Genomic DNA, 13,873 nt, shown 5'->3' with positions numbered 1-13,873 from the left:
GGTGTTTTCCTAGTTTATAAACTTTCTAGCTTTTAGTTAACAACTCTTTCATCCACAACCCGCTTAGCTTTTAAGTCAAATCTAGGCAGTGAGTTCTCTGGTACCATTTCTACATCAATTCTTAATCCAATTCTATCTCTTAATTTAGTTGCAACTTGAGAAGCAAGATCTGTCACAGCTTCTATTTGAACTTTAACTTGATTCATATTTTGTTCTGTGTAATAAATAATTCTGAATTCCTTCACAGCTTCAAATTCACGTATGATGGATTCAATGGAAGAAGGAAAGATATTAATCCCCCGAATAATAACCATATCATCCAGACGCCCAATAATACCGTTAACTAAAAGAGTATTTTTATTACCACAAGGACATGGTTCTTCACTGCAAATAACCATATCACCTGTACGATAACGAAGTAGAGGATACCCATATCTTCCAAGGTTCGTTAGCACCAACTCACCACGTTCACCTTTTCCAACAGGCTCTAACGTATCTGGATTGATGACCTCCACAATAAATTCTGCTTCATTCACATGCAGTCCATTTTGTTCAGTACATGAATATCCATATGCCCCTATCTCTGTCATTCCAACATGATCATAAAGCTTTGCATTCCAAAGCCTTTCGATTTGTTGTCTAATTGATGGAACAGATCCTCCAGGTTCTCCTGCAGTAATGATCGTTTTAATGTTAGTTTCTCTTAGATCTATAGAATTTCCCTCGGCTACCTCAGCTAGGTGTAGAGCATAACTTGGGGTGCATAATAAAACGGTGGCTTCATTATTTATCATGCTTTGTAATCTTTCTTTAGAGCTTTGACTTCCCCCTGTGATGACTAGTGCACCTAGTCGCTTAGCTGCTTCGAATGCGGCCCAGAAGCCAATAAAAGGTCCAAAGGAAAAGGCCAAGAAAGCGGTGTCATTTTTTGTCACACCACTAGATTTAAATACTTCCAACCAACAATCTTCCCACCAGGTCCAACTTTCTTTCGTATCAAGTACTTTTAATGGTTTCCCTGTTGTGCCAGATGTTTGATGATATCTCACATATTCTTCCTTAGAAAAGGTGTGATTTCTACCCAATGGAGAAAAGTTTGTTTGATCCTGTACAAGTTCATATTTACTTGTAAATGGAAGTTGTTGCAGATCTTCTGTTGACCTGATTGGTAATGACACATGTTTTAACCTATCTTTATAAAACTCATTGTATTGCGAAATAAAAACAAGCATTTGATTTAACTTTTGGTTTTGCATGTCTGAAAAAGTCATATCCGTTTCATTAACACGAATTGTGCTTTCCATTGTACCCCCCTATTCATGCTCAAATTATAGAGGATTAAAAAATGAACTTGTATTCTATCGTTCCCCTATATAGAACAACTAAAAAAACAATTTTACATCGTTATATCAATATTCTTAGGCTGTTTCACCTTTATTGGTGCTGTTTCTTTAATACCAAATGTACAAACAAACGCAATGAATGCTGCGACTGCTGTAATCCATAACGGAGCCGTTAATCCGTATTTATCAGCCAGAACTCCCGCCATCATCGGTCCCATCGCCCCGCCGATAATTTCTCCTGTTAAAATAACGAAGCTTATGCTAGTCGCAATAAATACACGAGGAACAGATTCTGCAGGAACAATATTCATTACTAGTGGTTGATAGCCATTTCCAATTGATAGAATAATTAATGAAACAAGTAGAACGGCAAAGTTTTGATAGTATAGTGCAATCATGATTGGAAGGAAAATAGCAATAAATGAAAAGATTTTAAGAATCGGTAATCTGCCGAAACGATCAGATAGCGCAGGGGCCCCCATTTGTCCAACAAACATCAAGAGACCCATAATGCCTAGGAGCATCCCAATTTGTGCGTCTTTATAGTCTGTTGAGTTGGCTAGCATCGTTGGAAGAAAGGCAGTAAGAGTCAGGATAAAGACCATGTTACATGTTCCTATGATTGTACAAAGCCATACGTTTCTTGTTTTAAAAACTTTTATGTAATCTGCTTTTGTTGGTTTTGCTGTGGGTTGTTCTTGGTTTTCTACAACGTTTTTAGGTTCCTTTAAGTATTTCCATAAAATAATACCAAGAATAATACCTGGAATGGCGATAATATAAAAAGCTGATCTCCAGCCAAAGGCCACTGCCAGTGAAACCGTCAAGACAGGTGCCATTGTTCCTCCAATTAAGGAGGAAGCGCTTTGAATGACACCCATATTAAATCCTCTTCTTTTCTCAGAGGATTCCTCCATGACAATGGATTGAACTAATGGCATAACAGGGCCTTCAGCTAATCCCATGATGATTCTCGTCAAAATTAAAGCAATAAATGAACCGACAAGTCCGGTTAGTAGGGTAGCAATTGAAAAAACAAAAACAAAGATAACGAGCATGACCTTCTTTTTCCCTATAAAATCAGAAAGGCTAGCGAATATTATCGTCGAAATTCCAAAGAATAGACTCGTAATACCAACTGTTATCCCCAGTTGCGTGTTTGATAGATTTAAATCCGGTCCCATGATAGGAAAAACAAACCCTAAACTTAAACGATCTAAAAACACAAGTCCAACAACAAAAAACATAATGATCACAAGGAAATTCTCATAACGCTTGCTTCCGCTTACTCCATTCATTCAATTGCCCCCTTACCCATTTTATAGTCACCTCAACCGAAAGCGCATACAATACCTAGTGTTCTATTAGACATTTAACTCAGTTAAGAAGGGCTCATTCATTTTTCCAAGAGTCATTTTTACATACTCTCCAACATTCACCTTTTCCGTCATTTTTCCAGCAGCGGTTAATAATTCCCACTCAACTAATTGGTCAGAATTCTCAACAATCATTTTGCAGCGTTCAAAGCGTTTTTCCATAAAGACTTCCATTGTTTCTTGAACAGGTAGGTTATGTTTTAAAATATCAGCTAAAACAACAACATCTTCAATCGCAATTGAAGCACCTTGGCCAAGATGTGGGGCTGTTCCATGTGCTGCATCACCAACTAGTAAAACATTTCCTTTATACCATGGGCTTGGTATAAGATGAGTAAATATAGGACGGTAAACGACTTCAGAAGGATCAACAATTTGCTTAGCCACATCAGCAATAATCCCTCCAAATTCTGTCATTCTTTCCTTTAATAAAACATGTAATTGATCAGTAGGAAACCTTGGATTTCCTGGTTCATTTGTTGTAACAAGCAGGTACATTAAGTCGTCAGACATAGGAACCAATCCTGCTTTTGCATCCTTACCATAATAAAAAAGACCCTTGTCGATTTCTTTTGTTCGTGGCAAGTTATACCTCCACACTCCTTGCCCACTATAACGCTGTTCGATTTCTCCAAACAGTAATGTTCGAACCTTAGAATTTGCACCATCTGATCCAATAACTAAATCGTAAGTGCTAGTTATTCCATTATTCAATTCGACTTTTACACCATTTCCTTGATCTTCAATGGTATTAACGGTTGTACCCATATAAATTTTCGTTCCAATAGATTGAACGGCATCAAACAATATATTGTGTAGCTGTCTTCTTGAGATTCCGTTAACACCTGGGTACCCCTCAATTGTTGGTGATGCTGCGTGAAACAAGAAATGGCCTTGACCCGTATAATAATCAAAACCCGGATATGACGTGCCTTGTTCCATACAAGCATCTGCTAAGCCAAGTTCATTAAGTGCTCTTAAAGCATTAGGTGGTTGAATAATCCCAACTCCATACACATTCCACTCTAATTCTTTTTCAGCTATTTCAACTTCAATCCCAATTTTATTTAAAGCAATTGCTGCTGATAAGCCACTAATACCTCCACCAATAACCAGTATCTTTTTTACATATTGATTTGTCATGCCAGTACCTCCTCATATTTTTTGAAGTGCTTGCAAAACGCTAGTTTTAGATGTATTTTTTAATCAATGATTGCAACTGCCCTCGTCCAGCCTGCACTCGCTCCCTTAATTTTCACTGGAAGCACAGATACTTTAAAGCCAAATGGTGGCAATTGGTCTAAGTTTGCTAGTTTTTCAATTTGACAGTATTCCTTTTCTTTTCCCGCATAATGAGCGGCCCAAAGAACACCTTCACGTGGATTTTGCTTGTAATCAGCAGCTTGGATAGCAAGTGGTGTATCCCATCCCCAACCGTCCGTTCCCATCACTTTGATTCCTTGGTCAATTAACCAAAGAGTAGCTTCAGTTGAAACACCTACATGTATTTCACTATAGTTAGATTCATATCTCTTTTTATCTGCATCACATCGGATCATGACGATATCGAAGGGCTTCAATTTGTAATTGATGATTTCGAGTTTTTCTTTCACATCTTCAACTGTGATTGCATAGCCTGCTGGTTTGTCAGTAAAATCAAGAACAACTCCATCGTTAAAAAACCATTCTAGCGGCATTTCATCAATTGTTCGAGCAGGCTTTCCTTCAGATGTTGGCCAATAATGCCACGGTGCATCTACATGTGTTCCTGCATGACTTGTTAAAGTTAAAAACTCACCGGCAAGTCCTTTTCTCTCTGGAAAATCATCAGGAGTCACTCCGACAAGCTTTGCTCCAAATTCTGCTCCTTCTTCATGTGTTTCATAGCGGATAGAAAAAGGAAGAGGATCCTTCAAATCCTCTTCTATTGATACACTAAGGTCGACAATTTTCATCTCTAGTCTCTGTCCCTTCTTAGATAATCTTATTTTTTAGAGAACCGAGTCCAGTTATCTTTAGTTCCACTTCATCTCCCGGCTCTAACCATGGATGAACATCTGTACCAAGCTCCATTAGGCAACCAAACCCGACCGTTCCTGACCCAATGATATCGCCTGGATACAAGGTTACTTCCTCTGATGCTCGTTCAATCATGTCTCCAAAACTATAGAATATATCTTTAAAATTCCCCTTCGAGAGAACCTCACCATTTACTGATGCCGTCATTTCCAGGTCAAAGACATTCCCGACTTTATACGAATCTAGTTCATCTTTTGTTAAAATATAAGGTCCAATAGACGTTGCGAAATCCTTTCCTTTTGCAGGTCCTAAAAGCACCTTCATTTCTTTCATTTGAAGATCTCGTGCAGACCAATCATTTAGGATGGTATAGCCAAAAATATAATCTTCAGCCTCGCTAGCTTTAATGTTACTTCCTTCTTTTCCTATTACACATGCAAGCTCAAGCTCATAATCAAGTCTTACACATTTAGCAGGACGTTTAACATCTTCACCATGCCCTTTCATCGAATGCGGATTTGAAAAATAAAAAATCGGCATTTCATACCATTCAGGCGCCACCGTGTCTCCATTTCGCTTTGTTGCGTTTTTGACATGAGTTTCGAAGGCAACAAAGTCACGGAAGCTCGTTGGATTTGGTAATGGTGGAGCAAGACGTATCTCTTCTAATTTATAGGATGGAACATCTTTATCACTAACAAGCGTTTGTACAATAGGAAGATATTTTTGTTGGTGTTTAATTAATTCTAATATTGAATTAGGTAAGTTCCAATCAGATGCAAGATTTAAATCAATAACTATATTATTTTCTAGATAACCTGCGCGCATGTTTCCATTCGGGTCATAAAATGTCACAAACTTCATTTACTTAAGCCCCCTGAGTTAGCTTGTTAACTGTTCTTTGAGCCAATCATACATTTCGTACGTTTCTGTAATATTATCCACCTGGCAATGAGATGAACCTGGACTGCTTTTCGGAATAATTTTTAACCATCTTGGGCAAGTTAAATCATTGTATACGTTATAGGCATTATCCACTGTATTTTGGCGATCATCTTCACCATGGATAATATAAGTAGGCATTTGAATTTTTTCGGCAACTCCACGAAGGTTATAATGCTCCAATTTCGCTCTTGCAGCTGGCATGTCTTCTACACCAAAAATATGTTGCAGGATCTTAGCTAAAGGGTGATTGTCAGGTCGTTTTCGCCAAACATCATTATAATCGTAAACAGCACCCCAGATCGCACATGCTTTAAATCTTGGTTCAAACGCTGCACATCTTGCTGCCATATAACCACCCATTGATACGGCCATAATCCCAATGCGTTCAGGATCAACATCTAAATTGTCAACGGCCCATTCATATGCAGCTGTTCCTGCAGTATTATAATCATGTCTTGAATGAATTTTGTGAAGTCTCAATGCCCCTCCTTGACCAGGTCCATCAAGAGCTAAAAGGGAAATACCTCTTTGATTTAAGAATTGGGCAGGTCCATAGTATAATTCTTCTGCTGTTGAATCTAAACCACCGAACATTACCATTAAAGGTCCTCTTTTTTGCCCCGGTGCTTCAAAGAAATACCCTGGAAGAGAGGCATGCTCAAATGGAACATTAACAGCCTTTGGTGGATTATCTAACAATTCTCCTCCTTTTCTAAAGGACTCAACTGATTTTAAATAGGTTGATAGTTTTCGTTCATCATCTGGTTGCAGGAAAAATTCAGCTGTACGGAAGTAGTTAGCTGCACGTAAGTATCCTGCTCGAGCAGTTTCCTTATAGCCTTTATCCATTGCATCATTTGCTGTTGATAATGACTTGTTACCGGCGTTCATCCATTCACTATGAAAACTATCAAAATCACCTAACTTCATTCGACTAGCGGCATCCAAAATCTCATTTACTTCACCGCCTCCAAAATAAGATTGGCTAATCATTCGAACTATTTGATAAGACCACATATAGTTTTCAGGAAAAAAGTGCCACATCTATAAAACATCCTTTCTATTGTTCTGAATCTGTTAAAACAAGTTATTAGCAGTAAAAAGGCCTTGCTTTCTACTGGTGATTAGGGAGTCATTTCGACAAGATGCCTTATTAAACTCCCTTAAAACCACAATTAAACTTAGCCTTTAAGGTATATATTATTTTATAATTTTCCCGGATTTATCCCATGGCATTTCTCTGCCCCAAGCATCATTTGGATTTTCAGGAAGACTCCATCTGTATGGACCAAAATCAGGTGCAAACACTAAATGTGCTCCTGCATACAGCTCAAATCGATTTCCGCCTGGCTCATCAACATAGAAGAAAAAACCTTCGGCAAGAGCATGACGAGTTGGTCCACCCATTGCTAACTCGTATCCGTTTTCAATAATATGGTCAGCTGCGAGTAGAACCTCTTCTCTACTTTCAACCGCATAGCAAACGTGATTGAAACCGCCTGGCTTTCCATTGTGAGATTTTAAGAAAGCAATATCATGAGAAAGGTTTGTCACAGAAAGCCACGCACCGATTTCCGGACTTCCCGGTTCATTTGCGTCTAAAAAGATTCCTTCATTATAACGGAATCCAATATTTTGGTAGAATTCACGATCTTTTGTCACATCATTACTATGTAAGGTAATGTGATCAATACGACGCGGAGATATCCCTCGTCCGGGATTTTTTTGCGGACGATTTTTCCATTTGCTTTGAAGTGTTGCAGGCGCTTCATACACTTCCACGTCCCAAAAGATTTCCTCTAAATGACCATCAGGGGACGTAAATTGATACGCACGACCATGTCCTAGGTCTCCTTCAATCCAACCAATACCCTGTCCAAGCTTTTCAATTTGTACTGCAGCTTCTTCGAGGGCAGCCGGGCTATCAGCTCTCCAACCAATATGGCCAAGGCCTGGTTCTGTACCCTCTGTAATCTTTAAGCTGTGGTGATAGTGTTCACCCCATGCACGGAAATACACTGAATTCCCTTGTCTACCTGATTCTTCTAATCCGATAATATTTTTAAAAAATTCAGCCGATTCTTCTAGCTTTGGGCTGATTAATTCAACATGTGCAAGATGTGAGAAATAGTGTGGATTTTTGTACATAATGTAACCCTCCAATAAAATAAGTTTTTTTAATGCAGCCTGTAAAAGCTGTGTATTTATCTCAATTATAAGGAAGGTTCTCTTTGAAAACGTTTACTTTTTTATTATAAATCATACCGATTTTTATCTTTTTTTCAAATAGTTATATAAATAACGGATATCGTTTTCTTCTACAAATTCATATCCTTCTATCCCTTCCTTTTTCCTTCGAGGAGTTGTAAATGATTTGGACTGGTTCTTCCGATATTGATGTGGTGTTGTGTGAAAGGTGTCTTTAAATAACTTGTGAAATGTATTTAAGTTTGTAAAACCACACTCCATTGCAATCTGAATGATAGGCAAATCCGTTTCTAATAAGAAGTGAAGAGCGTGTTCAAGGCGAATTCCATTTAAATATTTCAGAAATGTTTGCCCCATATGCTGTTGAAAATATCTAGATAAGTACGGAGGAGTTAACTGCTCGGTTTCTGCTAATTCTTCGAGTGTAAGAGGATGCATGTAATGTTTCTCTATGTAGTCGGTAATTCTGTTCATACGTTCAATATTTTTTTTGCTTGTTTGTTTTAATTCGTGTTGATTTTTCACCTTAAAGTTCGTAACAAGTTGATAGATGATGTCCAAGAGTAGGGAATGAACTTTTAAATCATAGCTCTCTTTTTTTCTCTAACTGATAGACATAACTGAGTTAGTAATATCCGAATTGCATTATATTGGTGTTGATTTTCATGAAGAAAAGATTGACATTGAAATCGTTCTTGCTCAATATTTTTGTAGCTTTTTCTTATAAATGAAATAGGAATTTGTACGAGTAAAATTGTATTGTCTTCATCAGATTCAACTCCGTGTACTTCATTACTATTGATAAGGAGGAGATCATTTTCTTGTAAGAAATAATCTTCCCTTCCAACAAAAACGTGAACCTTACCTTTTAACACAAATAGAAATTCAATTCGGTCGTGCCAATGCATCGCAACGTATTTCACAGTTGTCATTAGCATGAAAACAGGCACTTCTTCGTTTACGACGACACTTTCGTAAGGGTAGTTCATGTTCGCCTCCATAAATTTGTTTATTTTTAATATCTAGTAAACTATCTGGGTATTACCTATTAATATTATATAAAGTAAACTGCTACTAATTGTAATATTGAAATAGAACCCTAGCTTTAGCAAGAGTTCAAACTACTTTATATCTCTAAAACTTTTGTATTTGTTCCGAAAAAAGGAACAGGAATATATGAAACCCTTACACCTTGAGTTAATGTAATCTCATGAGGGCCTTCAGCAAGTCCACCTGGTTGTTCTACAAAAACGATACCTTCAACTCCATATTCCCACTTATAAGTGGTTACTGTCCACATTTCATCTAGGGTAAAATAATTCTCTCCGTCGGGAGAAAACTTTATTTTTTCTCTCGGCACCTCTTCTCCATCGATTTCCAATTGAATATCCTGAATCATTGACAATGGAATACCTCTGTAATACGTAATTCTGGTACGCATTTCATATCCAATAACTTCTCCATTTACCTCAACATTTTTAAAGCCTTTATCAGATAAAACATAGTTATCAAACATTCATACCTCTCCTACCCTATATATTTTCTTAACATAGCTTGGTGTGCACGAACCTGACTAATTGCATCAATTTCAGAACCGGGTAGCGCAAAGCGTCCACCCTCATATTCACTAGCAATATATCCGTTATAATTATTTTCTTTTAAATAATCAATAAATTCATCATATGGAATTGAATATTCTAAACCTTCTTCAGTCATATCCCAGAACTTTCCATGAAAGTGCTTTATATAAGGGAGAATTTTATCCAAATCACTAAACGGTTTATTTTCATATCCTCCAGCAAAGATTAAATATTCTTGATCGATTTTATTTTTTATCATAGTTTGAACTTCAGCAGGTGCAGTACCCGGATGACTTATATGAAAAACATCTCGACCCATCGCAAACTCATTATCAATGTAGTCAGCTAATTCTTTATTTAACCCCTGTTGAAGAAAAAATTGTGTTGAAACTCTTGGATGCTTACGACAGAAAATTCCTGTATCAACTACTAAACCTAAGTAGGGTGAATTCACTTTAAACATTATATCAGTAAATTTTTTTGTTTCCGGATGATCTAGACCCATACCACCGTGAATTTCTAATGCCATTATAACGTCTAGTTCTTCTGCAAGTGGTAATGCATTCTCAATGATGTCAGTTGGTGTTAAAGAAACGAGTCGAACTAGTTTAAAGCCTAGCTTATTTGCTAATATTAGCTCATCTTTTAATAATTGTAAGTTTTCCTTCTGGGTTAAAATGCGGTTACGATATAACTTTGTATTTATGAAAATATCGTTACAGGCTGGGAAAACATTATACTTCTGGGTTAATTTTTTCCAAGATTCTATATCTTGATCTGAAACAAAAGGTGCGTTATGTAGCATTTGGTCGCTGATTAACTCAACACCTTCAACACCCTGTTGCGATAACTCTTTTATACAATCTTCTAACGACATTTTCCCCCTTGCATATTCATCCTGAAAGCTATATAAAGAAACTGCTGTTTTAATAGAATTCAATTACTTTTCCTCCATTCTATGAAAGGGCAAACAACACAATATAAATGTGCTTATATTTAATATAATTATTCATTTGTTAATAAGCATTTTAGTTATTATCCTATTAGATATAATTTTTTATCTTTTTCTGTTTCAAGACACCCATATTTATAAACACATTAAAAACTAGTGCATATTTCTTAATTACTTATGTTTTTTTTTAGCAATCAACAATTTTATATACAACCATTAGCGTAACTTACTTATCCCTTGATCGCCCCACTCGTCATACCAGCAATGATGTATTTTTGTGCGAACAGATAAACTACCAACACTGGCAAGGTAACAATAACGACATTGGCAAAGATAAAATTCCATTGCGAGTTATATTGTCCTTGGAAGAAATAAATGGTAAGTGGAAGTGTAATATTGTTACTACCCGATAGAAAATAAATCGGCATCATAAAATCATTCCAAACCATTATAAAATTGAATATACTAACAGTTGCAAGTATCGGCAACATCATTGGAAATATGATCTGAAAAAATAGGCGGAGAGGACCACAGCCATCCATTATAGCTGCCTCATCTAATTCAGCGGGAAGACCCTTCAAATATTCGTGCATTAAATAAACTGATATTGGAGAAAAGAATCCAATATATATCAAAATAACCCCTAATTTAGACCCAGTTAAATTTAATGAGTTTAAAACATAAACTAAAGGGACAATAGAAGGTGTAATCATTAAACCTATTAACAATAGAGATAAGATAAGTTTACTTAATCTCGATTTATTACGTTGCAATATGAATGCCACTGGTGCACCTAACAAAATAATTAATCCTACACTAATAAACGTTATTGTCGCACTATTCAGAAATGCAAGTCCTACGTTTGCTATTTTAATTACCTCAATGTAATTTTCCCAATGAAATTCTGAAGGTAATCTTAAATTGGGTACAGCGGCTTCTGCAGTACTCTTTAATGAATTAACAATGGTTATATAAAACGGTATTAAGATGATAAAACATAACAGTATTCCAAGTAGCTCCAACATTACTTTGTTGATTTTATTAGAAACCATAACGTTTCTCTCTCCTTTCTAAGAAAAAGCGAAGAACAATTGTAAAAATAATAATTATCAAAAACAGTAAAAGTTCCCCCGCGACAGCTAATCCATATCGCCCCATTGAAAATGCATTAAATACAAATGTATTTATCACAACAGAAGCAAACCCTGGGCCTCCACCAGTTGTTACTAGGACAAGGTCAAATACCTTCATTCCTTGAATAACTGCAAGAAGAATATTGGCGTGAAAGATCGGAGTTAAGAGTGGGAATGTTATTTTTTTGAACTTTTGCCAAGATGATGCACCATCTATATTAGCAGCTTCATAAAATTCTGATGAGATACTTTGTAATCCTGCTAAAAAAATGACCATATGAAATCCAATTCCTTTCCAAATATCAATTCCTGCAATTGATAACATGACAATATCTGGTTCTACCAACCATCCTTTAGCTAGTGTTTCTAGTCCAATTGCACCTAACATATTGTTTAATAAACCTACTTCTGGATGAAGAATAGATTTAAAAATCACTCCAGTTGCAATAAATGTCATGAGTACAGGAAAGAAAAACGCCCCTCTAAGGAAGTTTTGAGTTTTTAATTTTTGATTTACGAGAATCGCCAAAAACATCGCAATCGTAATTTTAAAAATCACCGTAATAATCATAAAGGTAAATGTATTTGAAAATGCACCAGCCATGCTTGGATTACTAAAAATTTCTTTAAAATTTGCTAAGCCTACAAACTCAGCATCTGTTAAATTCCAATTTGTAAATGCAAAATAAAATCCAGCTATAGTAGGACCAATAAAAAACAAAATAAATATGATCAACCATGGTATAGTCAGTTTAAAAGAGTATATTTTCTTTTGAAGTTGATCCATTACATATTCCCCCTAATAGTAAGTGAACCACTGATACACAGAGGTTCACTTTGCATTGTTAGTCTGTAAAAGCTGGAACACCTTCCGCTTTTGCATTTTGTTCAATGGTACTTTGAATAAATTGTGCAACTTCTTCTGGTGTTCTATCTCCGATTAGCATTTCTTGGACAACTGAACCCCATATTCCAGGCTTGCGATTAAAGTTCCATCAAACATTTCAATTGGAGTATTCTCCGCATATACTTTTGACATACTTTTGAATAGTTCATTAGAATTGGAAGTATCTAATTCTAAACCTGCAAGAGCCGGAGTTTTAAATCCTCTATTATTGTCTAGAAAAATCTGCTGCCCCTCTTTTGTCATAAAGTAGTTCATAAATTCAATGGCTTTCTCTTGATGTTTACTTGTTTTAGATACACTAAGCGCATAACCAGGTTTATATGCATAAACGTTTTTTCCTTCAGAAGGATATGGAAAGAAACCTAATTTATTTAATTCGTCATCCGAATAAGAAGCTGATAGAAGATTCGTTATAAAATCTGCAGTAAGGAACATAGCTGTTTTCCCTTCTACTAGTGCTGTTATTGCATGTTCTAGAGAAGCTGATAAATAGTCTGAGTTGATTAGTTTTTCGTTATTTAAATCCTCCAGCATTTGGTGAGATTGGATAAAATGCTTAGCATCCATAACTGTGGCTTTCTTGTCATTGATCTCTTTTACTAAATTTTCATTGTGTGCTTCATCAACAGCAAATGAAGCAAGTCCTAATGAATTTAGTCCCATCGGATTTTCACCAGAAACGTAGAACGGAATAACATCACTTTCTTGTTTAATTGTCTTAGCAACTTTCATCATCTCATCTACAGTCGTTGGTACTTCCAAACCTAGATTGTCAAATAATTCCTTATTATAAAAAATACCAACACCCATACCTCCTCCCATCGGAGCACCATATACTTTTCCATCGATAGAATACGGTGAAGTATCACTTAACTGTTTTACCCATGATTGCTCGGTTAAATCTACTAGATTCTCTTCTGGAACTAAATCCGATTTAAATCTTGTACCAGGGTGATATAAAGTGATATCCGGTAAACTTTTTGTAGCAGCCTTTGTCTTGTATAGTTGTTCATTTTGATCTCCGTCTGGTAACACTTGGATATCAATTTCCACACCAATTTGTTCGGCAATTTCTGTCATCCAACCTTGTGTAGCTTCTGCATCAGCCGCGAAAACAGCAGTAGTAAGTTTGACCTTTTTACCTTCTGATGTAGTATTGCTATCGGCTGAACCTTGAGTTTCACTAGAATTACTACAAGCACCTACTACTGTTAACAATAAAACTAAAATGATAGATAAAACCTTTCTTTTCATCTTTATCCCCCCCGAATTTGTTAATTCATCTTTCATATTAAAAGATAACAAAAGAGAAAACGCTTACAAATGGAAAATTGCACATTTATACATGTAAAATTGTTTTCATAACTCCCTAAAAATAAAACCTTTTTAGTAACTCACTTTTTTCTGTAA

At 36.2% G+C, this 13,873-nt stretch carries 14 protein-coding genes; all 14 read right to left on the bottom strand.

The window, feature by feature from the left end; translation table 11 throughout:
- Positions 1-32: 32 nt before the first annotated feature.
- The 14 genes from MVE64_RS19565 to MVE64_RS19500 all read right to left on the bottom strand — a co-directional run bounded on the left by MVE64_RS19565 (position 33) and on the right by MVE64_RS19500 (position 13,717).
- Positions 33-1,304, bottom strand: a complete 1,272-nt coding sequence (locus tag MVE64_RS19565; protein ID WP_247340483.1) for a phenylacetate--CoA ligase family protein — start codon at positions 1,302-1,304, stop codon at positions 33-35.
- Between the two features lie 92 nt (positions 1,305-1,396).
- A complete protein-coding gene (locus MVE64_RS19560; RefSeq protein ID WP_247340481.1) occupies positions 1,397-2,641 on the bottom strand; it encodes an MFS transporter in 1,245 nt (414 codons plus the stop codon).
- 66 nt (positions 2,642-2,707) lie between these two features.
- Positions 2,708-3,862 (bottom strand): FAD-dependent oxidoreductase, encoded by a 1,155-nt coding sequence (locus tag MVE64_RS19555; RefSeq protein WP_247340479.1) that lies wholly within the window; start codon positions 3,860-3,862, stop codon positions 2,708-2,710.
- Positions 3,863-3,921: 59 nt separating this feature from the next.
- Positions 3,922-4,674: a cyclase family protein gene (locus MVE64_RS19550; RefSeq protein ID WP_247340477.1), complete on the bottom strand. Its 753-nt coding sequence runs from the start codon at positions 4,672-4,674 to the stop codon at positions 3,922-3,924.
- A gap of 19 nt (positions 4,675-4,693) precedes the next feature.
- A complete protein-coding gene (locus MVE64_RS19545) occupies positions 4,694-5,602 on the bottom strand; it encodes a fumarylacetoacetate hydrolase family protein (RefSeq protein WP_247340474.1) in 909 nt (302 codons plus the stop codon).
- A gap of 18 nt (positions 5,603-5,620) precedes the next feature.
- Entirely contained in the window at positions 5,621-6,727 is a 1,107-nt protein-coding gene (locus MVE64_RS19540; protein ID WP_247340473.1) for an alpha/beta hydrolase family protein, read from the bottom strand.
- Between the two features lie 156 nt (positions 6,728-6,883).
- Positions 6,884-7,831 (bottom strand): VOC family protein, encoded by a 948-nt coding sequence (locus MVE64_RS19535; protein WP_247340471.1) that lies wholly within the window; start codon positions 7,829-7,831, stop codon positions 6,884-6,886.
- Between the two features lie 123 nt (positions 7,832-7,954).
- Entirely contained in the window at positions 7,955-8,416 is a 462-nt protein-coding gene (locus MVE64_RS19530) for a helix-turn-helix domain-containing protein (protein WP_247340468.1), read from the bottom strand.
- 53 nt (positions 8,417-8,469) lie between these two features.
- Positions 8,470-8,880, bottom strand: coding sequence for a cupin domain-containing protein (locus MVE64_RS19525; protein WP_247340467.1), 411 nt, complete (start codon positions 8,878-8,880; stop codon positions 8,470-8,472).
- 137 nt (positions 8,881-9,017) lie between these two features.
- Positions 9,018-9,407 (bottom strand): C-glycoside deglycosidase beta subunit domain-containing protein, encoded by a 390-nt coding sequence (locus MVE64_RS19520; RefSeq protein WP_247340466.1) that lies wholly within the window; start codon positions 9,405-9,407, stop codon positions 9,018-9,020.
- Positions 9,408-9,418: 11 nt separating this feature from the next.
- Entirely contained in the window at positions 9,419-10,411 is a 993-nt protein-coding gene (locus tag MVE64_RS19515) for a sugar phosphate isomerase/epimerase family protein (protein ID WP_247340465.1), read from the bottom strand.
- 242 nt (positions 10,412-10,653) lie between these two features.
- Positions 10,654-11,475 carry a carbohydrate ABC transporter permease gene (locus tag MVE64_RS19510; protein WP_247340463.1) on the bottom strand — a complete coding sequence of 274 codons (822 nt, stop codon included), beginning with the start codon at positions 11,473-11,475 and terminating at the stop codon, positions 10,654-10,656.
- Positions 11,465-12,343: a carbohydrate ABC transporter permease gene (locus tag MVE64_RS19505; protein ID WP_247340461.1), complete on the bottom strand. Its 879-nt coding sequence runs from the start codon at positions 12,341-12,343 to the stop codon at positions 11,465-11,467. Before MVE64_RS19505 ends, MVE64_RS19510 begins: the two co-directional genes overlap by 11 nt.
- 153 nt (positions 12,344-12,496) lie before the next feature.
- A complete protein-coding gene (locus MVE64_RS19500) occupies positions 12,497-13,717 on the bottom strand; it encodes an ABC transporter substrate-binding protein (RefSeq protein ID WP_247340459.1) in 1,221 nt (406 codons plus the stop codon).
- Between the last annotated feature and the right edge of the window lie 156 nt (positions 13,718-13,873).

The organism is Metabacillus endolithicus (genome assembly GCF_023078335.1).
Classification (GTDB): domain Bacteria; phylum Bacillota; class Bacilli; order Bacillales; family Bacillaceae; genus Metabacillus; species Metabacillus endolithicus.
Note: the sequence above shows the minus strand (reverse complement) of the source record. Positions and strands in the feature narration are given on the sequence as shown.

Excerpts from the sequence above, each read along its gene's own strand:
- MVE64_RS19565 (WP_247340483.1), bottom strand. The coding sequence starts at position 1,304 with ATGGAAAGCACAATTCGTGTTAATGAAACGGATATGACTTTTTCAGAC.
- MVE64_RS19560 (WP_247340481.1), bottom strand. The coding sequence starts at position 2,641 with ATGAATGGAGTAAGCGGAAGCAAGCGTTATGAGAATTTCCTTGTGATC.
- MVE64_RS19555 (WP_247340479.1), bottom strand. The coding sequence starts at position 3,862 with ATGACAAATCAATATGTAAAAAAGATACTGGTTATTGGTGGAGGTATT.
- MVE64_RS19550 (WP_247340477.1), bottom strand. The coding sequence starts at position 4,674 with ATGAAAATTGTCGACCTTAGTGTATCAATAGAAGAGGATTTGAAGGAT.
- MVE64_RS19545 (WP_247340474.1), bottom strand. The coding sequence starts at position 5,602 with ATGAAGTTTGTGACATTTTATGACCCGAATGGAAACATGCGCGCAGGT.
- MVE64_RS19540 (WP_247340473.1), bottom strand. The coding sequence starts at position 6,727 with ATGTGGCACTTTTTTCCTGAAAACTATATGTGGTCTTATCAAATAGTT.
- MVE64_RS19535 (WP_247340471.1), bottom strand. The coding sequence starts at position 7,831 with ATGTACAAAAATCCACACTATTTCTCACATCTTGCACATGTTGAATTA.
- MVE64_RS19525 (WP_247340467.1), bottom strand. The coding sequence starts at position 8,880 with ATGAACTACCCTTACGAAAGTGTCGTCGTAAACGAAGAAGTGCCTGTT.
- MVE64_RS19520 (WP_247340466.1), bottom strand. The coding sequence starts at position 9,407 with ATGTTTGATAACTATGTTTTATCTGATAAAGGCTTTAAAAATGTTGAG.
- MVE64_RS19510 (WP_247340463.1), bottom strand. The coding sequence starts at position 11,475 with ATGGTTTCTAATAAAATCAACAAAGTAATGTTGGAGCTACTTGGAATA.
- MVE64_RS19505 (WP_247340461.1), bottom strand. The coding sequence starts at position 12,343 with ATGGATCAACTTCAAAAGAAAATATACTCTTTTAAACTGACTATACCA.
- MVE64_RS19500 (WP_247340459.1), bottom strand. The coding sequence starts at position 13,717 with ATGAAAAGAAAGGTTTTATCTATCATTTTAGTTTTATTGTTAACAGTA.